An 18,655-nucleotide genomic window follows, 5' to 3' on the forward strand; every position below is an offset into this window, starting at 1 on the left:
GCATTTTTCCTGTGCATTTTTGAGAGTTAAGGCGAAGTAGTTTATATAATAAAGGGAGCGTGGCGTACTTGGTAGGACATACTGTAAAATACGGTCGCCGAGATCGTATTGATTTTTCAAAAATCAAATCATCTTTGGAATTGCCAAACCTTATTGAAATCCAGAAAGATTCATTCGAATGGTTTAAAACTGAAGGAATTCGTGAGGTATTCAGAGATATTTTTCCAATTCATGATACTCAAGGTACATTGAAAATTGACTTTGTTGATCTGCATTGGGAAGAGGCAAAAAACTCAGTAGATGCAGCAAAAGAAAAAGACGTTAACCATGCAAGCCCGTTGCGAGTGTTGTTACGTTTGTACAACCTTGAAACCGGTGAAGTGAAGGAACAAACTGTTTTCATGGGTGATATTCCGATGATGACCGATTCAGGAACATTTATTATTAATGGTGCTGAGCGGGTTGTCGTATCACAGTTGGTTCGTTCTCCGGGAGTTTATTACTCTCAAGCGATGGATAAAACCGGTCGTATTGCTGTAGGTGCTACGGTTATCCCTAACCGCGGAGCTTGGCTCGAATACGAAACTGATATTAAAGATACTGTTAACATCCGTGTTGACCGCACACGTAAACTACCAATTACGGTTTTCTTGCGGGCGCTTGGATTTTCAAAAGATGCTATGATTCTTGATGTGCTTGGCGAAAGTGAAGCGCTTTTGACGACTCTTGATCGTGATAGTTCAGATCAAACTGTCGAGAGTTCACTTTTAGAAGTTTATAAACGTTTGCGTCCAGGTGAACCACCAACAGTTGATGCAGCGAAAAACTTATTATTTACACGCTTTTTTGATCATAAACGTTATGACTTGGCAAAAGTTGGACGTTATAAATTTAATAAAAAATTAAATGTTGCTGAACGTATTTTAGGAACAATTTTGGCGCGCGATATTATTAGTATTGACGGTGAAGTTGTTTGTAAAACCGGAACCTTCATTACTAATGAAGTTCTTGATGGATTAATTCCACATTTAGAAGCCGGAGCTGCGTTGGAAACAATTAATTTCCAAGGATTGGATGAGCGTGAAACGCAAATTCAATCAGTGTATGTTTACGCAAATGAAAAGACTGAAAAAGTGATTAAAGTTGTTGGAAACTATAACACCACTGAGAATTTTATTACGATCAGTGATATTTTAGCTTCAATTAACTACTTCTTTAATATTTTAGAAGGTGTTGGCCGTTATGATGATATTGATCATTTAGGAAATCGCCGGATTCGTTCAGTTGGAGAATTATTACAAAACCAATTCCGTATTGGGTTAACTCGTATGGAACGGGTTGTGCGTGAGCGTATGTCAATTCAGGAAACTGATAGTTTAACGCCACAATCATTGATTAATGTTCGTCCGGTTTCTGCGGTAATTAAAGAATTCTTCGGAAGTTCTCAGTTGTCACAGTTCATGGACCAAACTAACCCACTTGCGGAGTTGACGCATAAGCGCCGGCTTTCAGCATTAGGGCCTGGTGGATTAACTCGTGAGCGTGCCGGTTCAGACGTACGTGACGTGCATTATTCGCATTATGGTCGTATGTGCCCGATTGAAACGCCTGAGGGACCGAATATCGGTTTGATCAACTCATTATCAACGTATGCACGTATTAATGAGTATGGATTTATTCAAACACCATTCCGTATTGTTGACCATAAAGAAGGTCGAGTAACTAATGATATTTTATATGTTACCGCTGACCAGGAAGATCAATATGTTGTTGCCCAAGCGAATATTCGTTTAGGTAAAAATGGCGAAATTTTAGATGATGAAGTTGTTGCCCGCCACCGTGGGGAAAACATCGTTATTGAAAAAGAAAGTGTTGACCTTGTTGATGTATCACCGAAACAAATTGTATCGGTTGCAACAGCATGTATTCCTTTCCTTGAGCATGATGATGCCAACCGTGCCTTAATGGGTGCGAACATGCAACGTCAGGCAGTTCCTTTACTTGTACCGGAAGCACCATTTGTTGGAACTGGTATGGAACATTTAGCTGCAAAAGACAGTGGAGTTGCGGTTGTTGCGAAACGCGGCGGACTCGTTAAATATGTTGATGCTACTAAGGTTGAGATTGAAACTGAAGAAGGTATCGATAGCTATAAATTATACAAATTTGTTCGTTCAAACCATGGTGTTTGTTATAATCACCGTCCATTAGTTCGTTTAGGTGAAACTATTCAAACCGGAGAAATCATTGCAGATGGTTCTTCAATGGATAAAGGTGAGTTAGCGTTAGGGCGCAATGTTGTTGTTGCCTTCATGACTTGGAATGGATACAACTATGAAGATGCAGTTATCATGAGTGAACGTCTGGTAAAAGATGATGTTTATACATCAATTCATATTGAAGAGTATGAAATTGAATGCCGTGATACTAAATTAGGCCCAGAAGAAATTACTCGCGATATTCCTAATATTGGAGAAAGCGCGCGTAAAGATTTAGATGAGCGCGGAGTTATCCGTATTGGTGCTGAAGTTACTGACGGAAGTATTCTTGTTGGTAAGGTAACGCCTAAAGGGGTAACCGAATTATCGCCAGAAGAACGCTTGTTACATGCAATCTTTGGTGAAAAAGCGCGTGAAGTTCGTGATACATCATTACGAGTACCACATGGTGGTGACGGAATTGTCCTTGATGTAAAACACTTTACTCGTGAAAACGGAAATGAATTAAGCCCTGGTGTCAACGAAGTAATTCGTGTATACATTGTTCAGAAACGTAAAATTTCTGAAGGGGATAAAATGGCTGGACGTCATGGGAATAAAGGGGTTATCTCACGTATTCTCCCAGCAGAAGATATGCCATACTTACCGGATGGAACACCTGTAGACATCATGTTAAATCCACTTGGGGTACCATCTCGTATGAATATCGGGCAAATTTTAGAAATCCACTTGGGAATGGCGGCAAAACGTCTTGGCGTTCATACGTCAACTCCAGTATTTGACGGATGTTCACAAGATGATCTTGAAGCTATGATGGCTGAGGCACAAATGGATTCGGATGGAAAAACTGTTCTTTATGACGGTCGTACCGGTGAGCCATTTGATGGCCGTGTATCAGTTGGGGTCATGTATATGATTAAACTTGCCCACATGGTTGATGATAAATTACATGCTCGTTCAAATGGTCCTTACTCACTAGTAACACAACAACCACTTGGAGGTAAAGCTCAGTTTGGTGGACAACGTTTTGGTGAGATGGAGGTTTGGGCACTTGAGGCATATGGTGCATCAAATACCTTACAAGAAATCTTGACAATCAAGTCTGATGATATCATGGGACGCGGTAAAACTTACGAATCAATTGTAAAAGGTAAACCGATTCCAACACCTGGAATTCCAGAATCTTTCCGTGTACTTATTAAAGAGTTACAGTCATTAGCAATTGATGTTTCGATTTATGACAAAGATGATCAAATTATCGAGTTGAATGAAATCGAAGAGGACGCCTAAGTCATACAGCACTGTAAACAAACCGTGAATGAACTATTCGCTACGAATAGTTCATTCACTCCTGATAAAAACACTGAAATCTATAAGAAAGTGGAGGTTCGAGTGAATGGGAATTAATAAATTTAGTTATATCCGTGTAGGACTTGCATCACCAGAGAAAATTCTTGAATGGTCGCATGGAGAAGTAAAAAAACCTGAAACCATTAACTATCGTACTTTAAAACCAGAACGTGACGGATTATTCTGTGAGCGTATTTTTGGTCCGGTTCGTGACTGGGAATGTCATTGTGGCCGCTATAAACGAATTCGTCATAAAGGCGTTGTTTGTGAGCGCTGTGGTGTAGAAGTTACTAAGTCAAGTGTTCGTCGTGAGCGCATGGGACATATTGGATTAGCTGCACCGGTTTCACATATTTGGTATTTTAAAGGAATTCCTAACCGTATGGGATTACTTTTAGATATGTCACCGAAATCATTGGAAGAAGTTATTTACTTCGTTTCGTATGTAGTTACTGAGCCTGGAGATACACCGCTTATGCATAAACAATTGCTGAGCGAGCGTGAATACCGTGCTTATTACAATAAATATGGCAATACTTTTAATGCCAAAATGGGTGCTGAAGCAATTCAAATCTTATTGCAACAATTAGATTTAGAGGCTGAAAGCAATGAATTGCGCGAAGATTTAAAAACTGCACAAGGTCAAAAACGGGTGCGGGTTATCCGTCGTCTTGAGGTTGTTGAATCATTCCGTCAATCGCAAAATAATCCTGAATGGATGGTGCTTGAAGCATTACCGGTTATTCCACCTAACTTACGTCCGATGGTTGAGTTAGATGGTGGTCGTTTTGCAACGAGTGATTTGAACGATTTATACCGCCGGGTAATTAACCGTAATAACCGTTTGAAACGTTTATTGGAGTTAAATGCACCGACAATTATCGTGCAAAACGAAAAACGTATGTTACAAGAAGCAGTAGATGCTTTGATTGATAACGGACGTCGTGGTAAGGCTGTTACCGGTCCTGCAAACCGTCCATTGAAATCATTGTCACATATGTTAAAAGGGAAACAAGGACGTTTCCGTCAAAACTTACTTGGTAAACGGGTTGACTACTCTGGACGTTCAGTTATTGTAGTTGGACCGACATTAAAAATGTACCAATGTGGTTTACCGAAAGAAATGGCACTTGAGTTATTCAAACCGTTCGTTATTTTCGAATTGACTGAACGTGGTTTGGCACAAAACATCAAAACTGCAAAACGCATGATTGAAGTTCGTGACGAACAAGTATATCCAGTGTTGGAAGATATCGTTAAAGGGCATCCGGTATTATTAAACCGTGCGCCTACGCTTCACCGTTTGGGTATCCAAGCGTTTGAACCGCGTCTTGTTGAAGGGAAAGCAATCCGTTTGCACCCATTGGTTACAACTGCATTTAACGCCGACTTTGACGGTGACCAAATGGCAGTCCATGTACCTTTATCACAAGAAGCACAGGCAGAGGCACGTATTTTAATGCTTGCTGCTAACAATATCTTGAACCCGAAAGATGGTAAACCAGTTGTTACACCTTCACAGGATATCGTTTTAGGTAATTATTACCTGACGATGGAAAGTAAAGGGGCATTTGGCGAAGGTTCTGCTTTCACTAGTCTTGACGAAGCATTAATTGCCTATCAAACCGGACAATTGCATTTACATGCCCGGATTGCAATTAAAGTAGATGAGTTGAATAAAGAATCATTTACCGATGAACAACAAGAACAATATTTAATTACTACTGTTGGTAAATTGATCTTCAATGATGTATTGCCAAAAACATTACCATATTTAAATGATTCCAGAGATATCAACGAAGCAACAACACCAGAGCGTCACTTCTTAAGTATGGGAGCTAATATTAAACAATTTATTGCTGATACAGAACCGCTTAAACCATTTAAAAAAGGTGCGTTCGAGCAAGTTATCTCGCGGGTGTTTAAAGAGTACCGTACAACGGTTACTTCACGTATGCTTGATAAAATGAAAGATCTCGGATTCCGTTACTCAACAATTGCCGGAATGACCGTAAGTCTTTCAGATGTAATTACTTTAAAAGATGAGAAAACAGAAATTGTTGACCGTGCTCAAGAGCAAGTTGATGAAATCTGGAGTTACTATAACCGCGGTCTGATGACTGATGAAGAACGTAAAGATCGTGTATGTGTTGTTTGGGATAAAGCAAAAGATGAAATCTCAGATCGCTTAATGCATGAACTTGAAGAAAACCATAGCACTAACCCAATCTTCATGATGCAAGATAGTGGGGCGCGTGGGAATAAGTCGAACTTTACTCAGTTAGCCGGAATGCGTGGATTGATGGCTAACCCGCAAGGGGAAACCATTGAACTTCCAATCAAATCTTCATTCCGTGAAGGTTTAACCGTATTGGAATACTTTATCTCTACCCATGGTGCGCGTAAAGGGTTAGCCGATACTGCACTTAAGACAGCCGATTCAGGGTACTTAACTCGTCGTCTGGTTGATGTTGGACAAGATATTATTGTTCGTGAACATGACTGTCATACTGATAAAGGTTTCCTTGTTTCTGCATTCCTTGAAAAAGGAAAAGAGATTGTGCCTTTATTTGACCGTATTGTTGGACGTTATGCAAGTAAAACTGTATGGCATCCGGAAACCGGTGAATTAATTGCTGCTGCAGAGTCATTCATTTCTGATGAAATTGCGCAACAAATTATTGATGCTGGTGTAAAAGAAGTAGAAATTCGTTCAATCTTAACATGTAATACCGATCACGGTGTTTGTCAAAAATGTTATGGACGCAGTTTAGCTACTGGCGAAAACGTAGAGATTGGTGAAGCTGTAGGTATTATGGCGGCACAATCAATCGGTGAGCCGGGAACACAGTTAACCATGCGTACGTTCCATACCGGTGGGGTTGCCGGAGGCGACATCACCCAAGGTTTACCGCGTATCCAAGAGATTTTCGAAGCACGGAACCCGAAAGGGAAATCAGTGTTGAGTGAAATCGATGGTAAGGTTATTTCTATTGATTTGGTAAAAGATAAGAGCGAAATCGTTATTGAAAACCAATTCGAAACACGTAGCTATAATATTATTCCTTACGGTGCTCGTATTGCTGTAAGTGAAGGTGATATGGTAGTTGCCGGACAACAATTGACTGAAGGGGTTATTGACCCGAAAGAATTATTGTTGCTTGGTGGAATTACTGAATTGCAAAGCTACTTATTGAAAGAAGTACAAAAAGTTTACCGTTTGCAAGGGGTAAATATTGAAGATAAACATATTGAAGTTGTTATTCGTCAGATGTTGCGTAAAGTACGTATTGTTGATTCAGGGGATACAAGCCTTTTACCAGGTGTTCTTGTTGATATGCAACAATATACACGTACCAATAACGAAACACTTACTGATAGTAAACGTCCGGCGGTTGCCCGTCCGGTATTACTGGGAATTACAAAATCTTCAATTGAAACGAACTCATTCTTATCAGCTGCTTCATTCCAGGAAACAACTCGTGTGTTAACTGATGCTGCAGTTAAAGGAAAAGCTGACCACTTATTCGGATTAAAAGAAAATGTAATCATTGGACAATTAATTCCGGCCGGAACTGGCTTCTCAACATATCGCGATATTGTTGTTGATGACGAAAATATTAATGATATTAACCTTTTTGATGAAGATGAAGCGTTCGACTACAAAGAAGAATTTGTATTTGAAAAAGAGAATGAAGAGACTTTCTCTTTCTAGTTGAAAAGTTTAAAATAAAGTAGCAGTTTCTGCTACTTTATTTTTCTATTTAAGTAAAAAAAGGAGGAACAAGATTATGCGTATTGATAAATATCTGAAGATTTCACGCTTAGTGAAGCGGCGTAGTTTGGCAAAAACGTTATGTGATGCTAAGCGAGTAATGATTAATGATCGCGTTGTTAAGGCGGGTGCTAATGTGCAAGTTGGTGATGAGATTACTATTCGCTATGGAAATAAGTTAGTAGTTGCCAAAATTGAACAGATTAAAGAACATGTGCGTAAGGAAGAGGCAGCGACGCTGTATGAAATTATTAAAAATGAGAAGTTGGAACAGGTTGATTCAGAACTCATTGATGACGATGAGTAACAAATTTGCTATAATATAAATTGAAGTGAAAACGGGGTGATACCAATGAGTAAACGTGATGATAAGCGCAAGAAAGAGCAGATTCGGGCGCGCAAAGAGCAGTCGGCGAAGAGTGCAACGATGAAGAGCGGTGGAAGTAATAAATCGCCGAAGTCGAAGAAGAAGGCGGGCAAGGTAAGTGCGGCTTCGAAGCGGCGGATGACGGTTGGATTTACTGTTTCAGCGCTTGTGCTGGCGTTTTGTTTTTACTTAATCGGCAGCACCTTTGCGTTGTATTTGACAGCTCTAAATGAGAAGCAGACAGCGCAAGCAGAATATGATGCTGCGGTTGCTCGTGGTATTGAGCTTGAGCAAGAATTGAAACGGATGCAGGACCCTGAGTATTTGAAACAATATGCCCGGGAAAAATATTTTATGGCTAAAGATAATGAAATTATTTTTATGTTGCCGAATGATTAGAAGGAGCAACCAATGAGTAGTGTTGAACAGCGTGTAGCCTGTTTAGAATTAAATAAGGTGCAGCCAGTGGTTGTTGGTGTTTCTACCGGCGTAGACTCAATGGTGCTTTTGCATGCCTTAAAACAACAAAATATTGCTGTTGTGGCCGTTTATGTTAACCATCATAAGCGGCCTTTGCAGATTCCAACGGAACTTGCTTTGCTTGAGCGTGTTTGCGGTGATTATGGTTTTGAGTATCGGATTTTTGATTTGCCGGAAATGGGTGCGGGTAAAAATTTTCATGATTTTGCTCATCAGTTCCGGTATCAGAGTTTTGTGCGGGTTGCCCAGGAGATGCAGGCACAGGCAATTTTAACCGCGCATCATGCTGATGATCAGGTGGAAACGGTATTGATGCGCTTGGTTCGGGGTACTTCCCCGCGCGGGCTGGCCGGCATTCGGCCGGTCAGCCACTTTGATGGCGTGAAAGTTTTGCGGCCGTTCATTTCTCTGACTAAAAAGCAAGTGATTACTTACGCTGCAGAAAACATGGTTGAGTTTGTTGAGGATGAGAGTAATGCCAGCGAGGATTATTTGCGGAATCGGTTACGTCATAATGTGGTGCCGCAATTAATGGGTGAGAATGAGCAGAGTTATGCACATGTGCAGCGCTTGTTGGATATGGTGGCAACCCAGAATCGTTATGTTGATAAATTAGTGGCTCGTTGTATTGATGAGGTTGTGGTATTTTCAGAGCATCAGATGAGTTTGTCGCGGGAGCGTTTTTTGCTTGTTGATGAAGATTTGCAAGGCTTAGTTATGGCTGAATTATTGCGGCGCTATACTGGAAGTGATGCGGCTGCAGAGAAGACTGATTTAGTACTGAATTGGTTGCGAAACGGGATAAAACCGAATGCAGTGTTTTATATTGCACAAAATACATCAATAATTCGTGAATATGATATAATAAAGTTTGCGTACCCTCTTGTAATTACCCCTTTAAATAAGGTACAATTAAATGCAGGTATGCAATTTATAGATAATATAAAAATAGTTTTGGATAATGAGTCGCATACCGAGGAAATGACTGGATATTTTATTGAAAAAAGTATGGTTGTTTTTCCACTGTATATTCGTGCATTTTTGCGTGGTGATCGAATTCAAATGGCTCATGGCGGAAGCAAAAAAGTGAGCAGGATCTTTATTGATAAAAAGGTTCCTCAAAGTGAGCGTTTGCAAGTTCCGATTATTGTCGACAGCCAAGGTCAAATTTTGATTGTTGGTGAGTATGCGGTTGCGGATAGCGTGAAGAAACATAATTTTATTGGAGCTTGCCCATTATATATGGAGCAAGTGAACAAGTAGATTTTGGAGGGCATTATGCAAAACGTTGAGAGAGTATTGATTAGTGAAGCTGAAATTGAAAAGCGCAATAAGGAATTAGGGGAATTATTGACGAAGGAGTATGCTGACAAGGAGAATCCGATTTTTGTCGGCGTATTGAAAGGTGCACAGCCATTTATGTCTGATGTGCTAAAGCATGTTGAGTTAGTTCATATTGAACTTGATTATATGCGAATTTCAAGTTACAAAGGAACTGAATCAACGAATGAGCTTCGAGTTTTACTCGACTTAACGGTGCCTATCGAGGGCCGGGATGTGTTAATCATTGAAGATATTGTTGATACCGGACAAACACTAAAGAAATTGATGGATATTTTAGAATTACGTAATCCTAAAAGTCTTAAGGTACTGACCCTGCTGGATAAACCAGAGCGTCGTACCGTAGAAATTGAGGCGGATTATGTTGGCTTTACAATTCCAAATGAGTTTGTTATCGGATATGGGATGGATTTCGATGAGCATTACCGTACACTAAATTATATTGGTATTTATAAAAGCGAATAGTAATTTGATTTAAATAACAGATTACTTATTGAACGGAGGAAAGAGATCCATGGCGCAACAACCAAGAGTGAACAGACCAGGGAGTGGAATGACCTGGTATGTCATAACTGCAATTATTATTGTCGGAGCAATTGCTGCTTCGTTATATTTCACATCGGGAGGCCTCGGCACTAGTGCTGAGAAGCCGCCAACTTACTCAACATTTGTGACAGCTTTAAATGACAGCAAAGTTGAGGATATAAAAGTAACTCAAGATACAACAAATGGTGTAACTATTAATTATACTATTAAGGGTGAGAATGCAGAACCGGCAACCGGTGTTGCTGCGTTGACTGAACAGACTAAGTCTTATACAGTCCAAGGTCCTTCTTCGCAAGTGTTCTATCAGTTATTACAAGATAATGTTGGCAAGTATTCATCATATACATTTGTGGATAATACCGGAATTAACTTTATTGATATTATTTTAAGTGTTTTACCAATGGTTATTATGGTCGGAGCAATTTACTTTATCTTTAAAAGTATGAGCAGCGGTCAGGGACAAACTGTGGCAAAAAGTAAAGCGCGTTTGCAACCGGGCGGAACCGTTCGTTATGCTGACGTGGCCTCTTATGAAGAAGAGAAGCAGGAGTTACAAGAAGTTATTGATTTCTTGAGAAATCCTAAGAAATATCAAAGAATCGGTGCCCGGATTCCACGAGGGTTATTACTCGTTGGGCCTCCAGGTACTGGTAAAACTTTACTTGCCCGAGCGACTGCCGGGGAAGCGGGAGTACCTTTCTATACCGTAAGTGGTTCTGATTTCCTTGAACTTTATGTTGGGGTCGGAGCGAGCCGGGTTCGTGATATGTTCGCGACTGCTAAGAAAACTGCACCAGCAATTATCTTTATTGATGAAATTGATGCTATCGGGCGTCAACGTGGTGCCGGAGTCGGCGGCGGTAATGACGAACGTGAGCAAACATTAAACCAAATTTTGGTTGAGATGGATGGGTTTGATCAAAACGCAGGAATCTTAATTATTGCTGCAACTAACCGTCCTGATGTACTGGATCCAGCATTATTGCGTCCAGGACGTTTCGACCGTCAAGTTACAGTAAATATTCCTGATGTTAAAGGTCGTAAAGCAATTCTTGAAGTGCATGCACGTAACAAACAATTGGCACCTGATGCTGATTTAGAAGCGATTGCACGCCGTACACCAGGATTCAGCGGTGCTGAACTGGAAAGTGTTCTGAATGAAGCAGCCTTATTGGCAGCGCGTGAAGACCGTGAAGTTATTTACGAACATGACTTGGATGAAGCAATTGACCGAGTTATGATGGGACCGGCAAAAACAAGTAAGAAATACAATGAGCATGAAAAACGGGTTGTGGCTTACCATGAAGCCGGACATGCAGTTATTGGTTTAAAACTTGATGATGCCTCTGTGGTTCAAAAGGTTACGATTATTCCACGTGGACAAGCGGGTGGATATAACTTGATGATGCCAAAAGAAGAAACCTTCTTACAAACTAAAAAACAATTGCTTGACCAAATTACTGGTTACTTAGGCGGGCGAGTTGCTGAAGAGATTATCTTTGGTGATATTACCAGCGGTGCGTATTCAGATATTCAGAGTGTGACCGCAATTGCACGTGCAATGGTTACTGAGTATGGTATGAGTGATTTAGGACCAATTCAGTTTGAACGTCGTCAAGGTTCAGTATTCTTAGGTCGTGATTTCGGGAAAGAACAAAACTTTTCAGAGAAAATTGCTCAAGATATTGATAATGAAGTTCGTAAAATTGTTGACGGCTGCTACCAGCGTGCTCATGAAATAGTTCAAGAAAACATTCAGTTGTTACATAACATTGCTGAGGCATTGGTAGAACAAGAAACATTAACATACGAAGAAATTAAAAATATTGAGGATCACGGAACAACAAAACCAGCTGACAAATCAACTGCAACAGAAGATACAACGTCAAGTACGGTTGAGACTAAAGAATCTGATTCTAAAGTTGAAGATAATAAAACTGAGGAAAAAGAAGAAAAAGTTATAGCGGATGCAAGTTTTGATAATCCGGAAGATACTGAGTAAAAAAATAAAGAGCTGTAAGTTTAGCTTACAGCTCTTTTCTATTTGTGATAAAATGTGGGTATGTAGGAACGAAATGAGGATGGAAGATGAAATCTAAGTGGCAAGCGCTTTTAAGAGCAGAGAAAGAGCAGGAATATTTTAAGGGGCTTTGGGAATTTGTGAAGCAAGAATATCGCAGCAGGGTTATTTATCCGCCCAAGGAGCAAATTTTTCATGCTTTTGATTTGGTTGATTATGATGAAGTAAACGTAGTTATTCTCGGGCAGGATCCCTATCATGGACCGCATCAGGCACATGGTTTGAGTTTTTCGATTGCCTCACCATTGGCTAAGTTTCCGCCTTCGCTCAGGAATATGTTTATTGAGTTGGAGAGTGATTTAGGGATTCACCGCGAGAATGCTAATCTTACCGATTGGGCAGAGCAAGGCGTGCTGTTGCTTAATACCGTGTTGACTGTTCGTGCTGGACAGGCGGCTTCACATCGAGGACATGGCTGGGAGCAGTTTACCGATAAGGTTATTCGCTTGCTTAATGAACGTGATGAGCAGATTATTTTTGTGCTCTGGGGAAATGATGCACGGCGTAAAACGGCACTGATAACTAATCCGAAACATAAGATTATTCAAGGGGTACATCCAAGTCCGTTGTCTGCTGATAAAGGATTTTTTGGCAGTAAACCATATAGCAAGGTGAACCAGTTTTTGACAGCTGCACAAAAAACGCCTATACAATGGGGTTAAATCGTGGTATTGTTATGTACGTAGGTGAAAAAATCGCCGGATAAAATTTCACAATAAAGGAGCAAGAGTTATGTCAATATTTGATGGAATGATTCCAGAAATTAAAGGAAAGGGAATTCGTATTGTATTTCCTGAAGGCACCGATATCAGAATTCTGAACGCCGCTAAACGTTTGAGTAAAGAACAATTAATTGAGCCAATTTTGTTAGGGAACAAAGAAATGGTTGAAACAGTTATGTCACAAATTAATATGGATTGCTCAGGATTAACAGTTATTGATCCGGCAACATACGCTGATTTTGACAAGATGGTTGATTTATTTGTTGAATTACGTAAGGGGAAAGCAACTCGCGAACAAGCGGTTGAAACCCTAAAAGCTACTAATTATTTTGGCACAATGTTAGTTAAAATGGGTGAAGCTGATGGTTTAGTCGGCGGTGCATTATATTCAACAGCTGATACTGTTCGCCCGGCTTTGCAAATTGTTAAAACTAAAGCTGATGTTAACAAGGTATCAAGTATGTTCTATATGCATAAAGATGAACAAGCGTATATCTTCGGTGACTGTGCAATCAATGTTGCACCGGATGCAGAAGATTTAGCAGATATTGCAATTGGTTGTGAATCAGCCGCAGCAAAATTCGGCTTAACAGATCCGAAAATCGGACTCTTAAGCTTCTCAACCAAAGGTTCAGCATCTGGACCGGAAGTTGATAAAGTGCAAGAAGCTGTGAAAATCCTCAATGAGCGCCGTCCGGACTTAATCGTCGATGGCGAATTGCAATTTGACGCTGCCATTGTTCCAAGTGTCGGCATTCAAAAAGCGCCTGGTTCAGATGTTGCCGGACAAGCGAATATCCTGATTTTCCCTTCACTTGAAGCTGGAAATATTGGTTACAAGATTGCTCAACGCCTTGGTGGTTACGAAGCAATCGGTCCAATCCTTTTAGGATTGAATGCACCAATCAACGACTTAAGTCGTGGATGTAACGAAGAAGATGTTTATAAGTTAGCAATTATTACTGCGGCACAAGTGCGGTAGATGAGAAAACATCCGGGCGGTTTCCGTCCGGGTGTTTCTATTGAGTCGGAATAAATGAGAAAAGAGCACCAAAGTTAATCGGTGCTTTTTTTGTTCACTGCGTTTTAAAGATATTTTAAAAACTGATATCCTCGACTTGCTTTATCTTATCATAAATTATGTTACAATTGATGTATTGATACATTTTGTAAAAAAATAATGCGCAGAGGAGGCGGAGGATGAAAAGCAAGATGCCTGAAATTCTTTCTTTTATTTCAGAAGAAGCTGTTGATAGAAAAATGACCAGCGAAGAAATTGCGGATCACTTTGGTTATGATAAACATCATTTTAGTCGTAAATTTAAAGAAGTAAATGGATTCAGTGTTGTTGAATTCCTCTCAAGTTTAAAAGTCGAAAAAGCGATTATTGAACTTGATGAAGAAAAAAGAATAATTGATTTACAAGGATATTCCGGTTTTGAAAGCAGCGGTAGTTTTACCAATACTTTTAAGAAGTATACGGGTAGTTCTCCGAGAGAATACAAAAGTGGAATGAGCGAAATTTTTTATGGTGTTAAAAATTTTGAAGCTGATGACAAATCGGTAGAGTACTTTGAAGAAGAAAATAATTCTTTTTGTACAGTAAATATTGAAGTACCTGATGAATTTGAAAAAGGGGTAATATTTATTGGTCTTTTTCGCACACTTATACCAAATCATATACCTATATCCGGATTAGCTACTAAGAACTTAACAGGAAATAAATTGAAAAATATTCCGAATGGAGACTATTATTTATTATCTTGTGCTATAAGCCGTTCCAATAACATTCTATCTTACTTTAACCTAGGCAGTAGTTTAAGGGGGAAAGAAGAGGAACGATTATCTTTTCCAAACTGTTCTGGCAAAACTTATACGATTAAACTGAGAGAACCAATACCAGAAGATCCACCAATACTAGTTAATGTGGGGAAACTTTTAATCTCCCGTTTAAAGAACACAATCTAGAATAATATTATTTGATTATAAAATGATAGAATAGTCTTAAGATTACAAAATGGAGGTGAATATATGATTAAAACAGGAACTCCTTATCTATACTTTTATGATGAGTGTAACGATGCCCTGAACTATTATGTTGATATCTTTGGAGCTGAAATTTTAGAAAAAGCTACATTTGAAGATGTTGAGTACATGGAAGATGAGAGCCGTAAAGATTGTATTGCTTATGCCAGTTTTAAACTTGGAGAAAGTATTCTTCTTGCAAATGATTTTCTTGAAAAGAAAAGTAAAGAACGTTGTTCAGCGGATGCACAGATAAGTATTTGGCTAGAGATTGAGAAGGATACTGATATAAAACTATTGGAAGAAAGAATGTTAGCAACAGGTGCTCAGAGTATTACAAAACTTGAAGAGACTTTTTGGAATTCATTTTATGCTAAAATCGAAGATAAATTTGGAATTATTTGGGAATTGAATGCTCAAAAGTAGAGTAAAATATAATTTTAACAGCCTATGATATATGAGAAAGTTTATTTTCGGATTGGCAAAAAGAAAACAAGCAACGAGATTAGTCGTTGCTTGTTTTTTGTTCATGACGCTTTAAAGATATTTTCTTCAGCCAGCTTTTTCCGTGTTTCATTGAGAAGTAGCCAATAAGGGCCATGACGAAGGCGCCGAGAAAGTCAACGATGAGGTCTTCCATAGTGTCGGCAACTGCAGCTTTGCCCATTAGCGGAGTGCCGTTTTCAAGCAGCGTTTTCTGCATATTAAGGCCGAGCAAACTGTCGGCGGCGAATTCGTAGATTTCCCAGAGGACACCAAGGGTGACCGCAAAACAGCAGGCGAAGATGGCAACGAAGAGCGGGCTGAGTTTCATGTGCGAGTGCTCGTCGTTATTGAGGATACTAACCAGGGAGAAACCGAGAGCACCAAGCATAGCACCGCTAAAGGTGTGAAGAATGGTGTCCCAGTGAGGAATCAGATAGTAGAAGCTGCGGACTTCGCCAAGGTAGATTGAGCAATACAGGAAAATAACAAATATCAGGTACATGTTGCCAGGGATAGTGATTTTAAGTTGCTTGCTGAGAAGTGATGGCAGGAACATGACGATGATTCCCAGCAGACATTGGAATATCATGAGCCGATAGTCTGCTGCGGTTTTATCTCCTGGTGAAACCGCACCTGTGGAAGCTTGATATAATTGTATAGAGGTAAATACGAGGGCGAGGATTAATGAGAGGAAAACAAAGATGGTGAGTCCTCTGCGCCAATTTAACTTTTTCATGGATAATCTCCTTTTTGATATGTTTCTTTATTATATAAGATATCATGGGAATAATAAAGTATTATAGAGTCTTGGTCTGTATAGTCAGGGTGATTTGTGATACAATGAATAGTGAAATGAGGGAAATACAGATATGCGGGTAGCTCATGTATACTATAAAAAGGGAAACCAGTTGTTGATGCTTCATAAGCATTCACGTGATTGGTGGGTTGCTCCCGGAGGCAAGGCAATTACTGGTGAAGATATCCTTGATACTGCCCGCCGTGAATTTTGGGAGGAGACCGGACTGACTGCTAAACATATGCAGTTATGTTGTGTTTCAACAATTGAGGTTTTGGATGAGAATGAGCATAAAGATATGTTGCTATTTTCTTTTTTTGTTACCGAAGCAAGTGGTGAACAATTAGATGAGAATCATGAGGGAGTACTTGCTTGGCAAGATATTGACACAATTCATGATTTAAGAATGCCGCAAGGCGATCATTTTATTATCGAACATATTCTGGGTAACAACAACTTTGTTGAGATTGCTCGTTTCCAATACGATGCAGACTATAATTTAAAGGAGTACAAACTTGAAGGAGCTGAATGAGCCTATGAATGAAACCGACAATCTTAATATATTGTTCGTTTGCGGGATGAGTGGTGCCGGTAAGACGGTTTCTGAGCAAACCCTTGAAGATCTTGGGTTTGTGTGCATGGATAATATGCCGCCGGATATTATTCCGACGATTGCTGAACTTTTAAAAGAGCAATCGAAATTTCAGGATATTGCTTTTGTCATGGACTTTCAGCATTTTCCGGTAGCTTCAGTTATTGAAGCTATTGAGAAGGTAAAGGCAATTCCGCGGGTTACTTTGCAGATTTTATTTTTAGATGCAAATGATCAGGTGTTGATTGCGCGGTATAAGGAAACGCGGCGCAAGCATCCGCTTGCATCGAAAGGTATTTCATTAGTAAAAGCAATCAGTCGCGAGCGGGAGTTCAATGCGCCATTGCGTGATATGGCAGATATTATTATTGATACATCGTTATTAAAAGCAAAACAGTTAAAGCAAAAAGTAAGTTCATTGTTTGATGAGCGGCAAGATGGTAATTATGTAGTCAACTTTGTTTCTTTTGGCTTTAAACATGGGATTCCCCAAGATGCTGACTTTATGGTTGATGTTCGTTTCTTGCCCAATCCGTTTTATGTTGAAGAGCTGCGGTTGAAAACCGGGCTCGATCAAGAGGTTATTGATTTTGTTTTCGGAAATACCGAAACTCAAGTTTTTACTGAGAATCTGCAACAGTTTTTAACCTATTTGTTACCGCAATATCAAATTGAGGGACGCAAGCAGGTAGTAATTGCTGTGGGTTGCACCGGCGGTCAGCACCGTTCGGTGGCAATCGCGGAGTATTTAAAAAATCACTTTGATCGCGAATATCATACATATTCAAGTCATCGCGATGCAGATACCAATAGACGTATATTAAGTTCAGAATAGTTGAGGAGTTGTGAACCTATGCTACCAGTTGAATATCCAAAAGTTGTTGCTATTGGCGGCGGTACCGGGCTGTCGACATTATTGCGTGGACTTAAGCATTTTCCGGTTGATATTACGGCGATTGTTACTGTTGCTGATGACGGCGGCAGTTCTGGGGTGTTGCGTGAGGATTTTAGAATCCCGCCACCAGGTGATATCCGCAATGTGCTTGTTGCATTAAGTGGCTCAGAAACATTGTTTAATGATTTATTGCAGTTCCGTTTTTCGAGTGACCGTGGTGAGAACTATCTTGATGGTCATCCAGTCGGTAACTTGTTGCTGGCGGCAATGACGGCACTGACAGACGGTGATTTTGTGCAGGCAATTGAAAATATTGGTGATGTACTGAATATTAAGGGGCGGGTGTATCCGGCATCTCCGGCGGCAAATGTTTTGCATGCTGAGCTTGAGGATGGTACTTTTGTGCAGGGCGAATCAACTTTGGCAACCAAGGGTTCGCCGATTAAGCGTGTCTTTTATCAAGGTGATACCGAAGCGGTTCCAGAGGCAATTGAAGCGATTTTAGAGGCGGATGTTGTTATTCTTGGGCCAGGTAGTTTGTACACCAGTGTTATTCCGAATATTTTATTTCCAGAAATTGCAGCAGCAGTCAATAATAATCTTGTTGCTGACGTTGTCTATATTGCTAATATTATGACTGAAGCCGGGGAAACTGATAATTATACGGCGGCCGATCATTTGCAGGCAATTATTGATCATGGTGTGACATCGGTTAATAAGATTATTGTTAACGATGAAGCGATTCCACAGAAATTTTTACTTTCATATGCCGAAGAAAATGCAATTCCGGTTGAGAATGATATTGAGCGACTTGAAGAAGAACTTGGCGTGCAAGTTATATTATCGCGGGTTGTTGACCTGAGTGATAATACTGTTCGTCATGATTCAATTAAAACAGCAGCAAGCGTGTATGCGATTGCTCTGGACCGATTGTAAAAACTGGCGGAGGTGCGGTCTTCTAAGGGGACCACGCCTCCGCTA

General features: G+C 40.0%; 15 protein-coding genes. 14 read left to right on the plus strand and 1 reads right to left on the minus strand.

The features are described from left to right. Positions 1–68 precede the first annotated feature (68 nt). From rpoB to FEZ08_RS01405, 11 genes are all read left to right on the plus strand, one after another. The gene (rpoB, locus tag FEZ08_RS01355) at positions 69–3,509 is read left to right on the plus strand and encodes a DNA-directed RNA polymerase subunit beta (RefSeq protein ID WP_138189900.1); all 3,441 of its coding nucleotides are present in this window, start codon (positions 69–71) and stop codon (positions 3,507–3,509) included. Between the two features lie 106 nt (positions 3,510–3,615). Next, complete coding sequence (gene rpoC, locus FEZ08_RS01360; protein ID WP_138189901.1) at positions 3,616–7,284, plus strand: DNA-directed RNA polymerase subunit beta'; 3,669 nt, start codon at positions 3,616–3,618, stop codon at positions 7,282–7,284. Positions 7,285–7,360: 76 nt separating this feature from the next. Then, positions 7,361–7,651: an RNA-binding S4 domain-containing protein gene (locus FEZ08_RS01365; RefSeq protein ID WP_138189902.1), complete on the plus strand. Its 291-nt coding sequence runs from the start codon at positions 7,361–7,363 to the stop codon at positions 7,649–7,651. Positions 7,652–7,696: 45 nt separating this feature from the next. Next, positions 7,697–8,110 (plus strand): FtsB family cell division protein, encoded by a 414-nt coding sequence (locus FEZ08_RS01370; RefSeq protein WP_138189903.1) that lies wholly within the window; start codon positions 7,697–7,699, stop codon positions 8,108–8,110. Positions 8,111–8,122: 12 nt separating this feature from the next. Continuing rightward, positions 8,123–9,454 (plus strand): tRNA lysidine(34) synthetase TilS, encoded by a 1,332-nt coding sequence (gene tilS, locus FEZ08_RS01375; RefSeq protein ID WP_138189904.1) that lies wholly within the window; start codon positions 8,123–8,125, stop codon positions 9,452–9,454. Between the two features lie 15 nt (positions 9,455–9,469). Then, positions 9,470–9,997: a hypoxanthine phosphoribosyltransferase gene (hpt, locus tag FEZ08_RS01380; protein WP_138189905.1), complete on the plus strand. Its 528-nt coding sequence runs from the start codon at positions 9,470–9,472 to the stop codon at positions 9,995–9,997. Positions 9,998–10,046: 49 nt separating this feature from the next. Beyond that, complete coding sequence (gene ftsH / locus FEZ08_RS01385) at positions 10,047–12,080, plus strand: ATP-dependent zinc metalloprotease FtsH (RefSeq protein WP_277871008.1); 2,034 nt, start codon at positions 10,047–10,049, stop codon at positions 12,078–12,080. Between the two features lie 86 nt (positions 12,081–12,166). Beyond that, positions 12,167–12,820 (plus strand): uracil-DNA glycosylase, encoded by a 654-nt coding sequence (locus tag FEZ08_RS01390; RefSeq protein ID WP_138189906.1) that lies wholly within the window; start codon positions 12,167–12,169, stop codon positions 12,818–12,820. Positions 12,821–12,890: 70 nt separating this feature from the next. Continuing rightward, positions 12,891–13,862: a phosphate acetyltransferase gene (gene pta, locus FEZ08_RS01395; RefSeq protein WP_138189907.1), complete on the plus strand. Its 972-nt coding sequence runs from the start codon at positions 12,891–12,893 to the stop codon at positions 13,860–13,862. Positions 13,863–14,080: 218 nt separating this feature from the next. Then, on the plus strand, positions 14,081–14,848 hold the full coding sequence (locus tag FEZ08_RS01400; protein ID WP_138189908.1) for a helix-turn-helix domain-containing protein: 768 nt from the start codon (positions 14,081–14,083) through the stop codon (positions 14,846–14,848). Between the two features lie 63 nt (positions 14,849–14,911). Then, a complete protein-coding gene (locus FEZ08_RS01405; protein WP_138189909.1) occupies positions 14,912–15,331 on the plus strand; it encodes a VOC family protein in 420 nt (139 codons plus the stop codon). A gap of 79 nt (positions 15,332–15,410) precedes the next feature. Here the strand turns inward: FEZ08_RS01405 and FEZ08_RS01410 are convergent, their stop codons facing one another. Continuing rightward, positions 15,411–16,127, minus strand: a complete 717-nt coding sequence (locus tag FEZ08_RS01410; protein ID WP_138189910.1) for a DUF2238 domain-containing protein — start codon at positions 16,125–16,127, stop codon at positions 15,411–15,413. Positions 16,128–16,260: 133 nt separating this feature from the next. Between FEZ08_RS01410 and FEZ08_RS01415 the strand changes: the two genes are divergently transcribed. From FEZ08_RS01415 to FEZ08_RS01425, 3 genes are read left to right on the plus strand one after another with little or no spacing between them, the layout of a single operon-like run. Continuing rightward, positions 16,261–16,719, plus strand: a complete 459-nt coding sequence (locus tag FEZ08_RS01415; RefSeq protein ID WP_138189911.1) for an NUDIX hydrolase — start codon at positions 16,261–16,263, stop codon at positions 16,717–16,719. 4 nt (positions 16,720–16,723) lie between these two features. Continuing rightward, entirely contained in the window at positions 16,724–17,614 is an 891-nt protein-coding gene (rapZ, locus tag FEZ08_RS01420; RefSeq protein ID WP_138189912.1) for an RNase adapter RapZ, read from the plus strand. Positions 17,615–17,632: 18 nt separating this feature from the next. Next, positions 17,633–18,610 carry a gluconeogenesis factor YvcK family protein gene (locus tag FEZ08_RS01425; RefSeq protein ID WP_138189913.1) on the plus strand — a complete coding sequence of 326 codons (978 nt, stop codon included), beginning with the start codon at positions 17,633–17,635 and terminating at the stop codon, positions 18,608–18,610. The last annotated feature ends 45 nt before the right edge of the window (positions 18,611–18,655 follow it).

The organism is Culicoidibacter larvae, assembly GCF_005771635.1.
GTDB classification, from domain to species: domain Bacteria; phylum Bacillota_I; class Bacilli_A; order Culicoidibacterales; family Culicoidibacteraceae; genus Culicoidibacter; species Culicoidibacter larvae.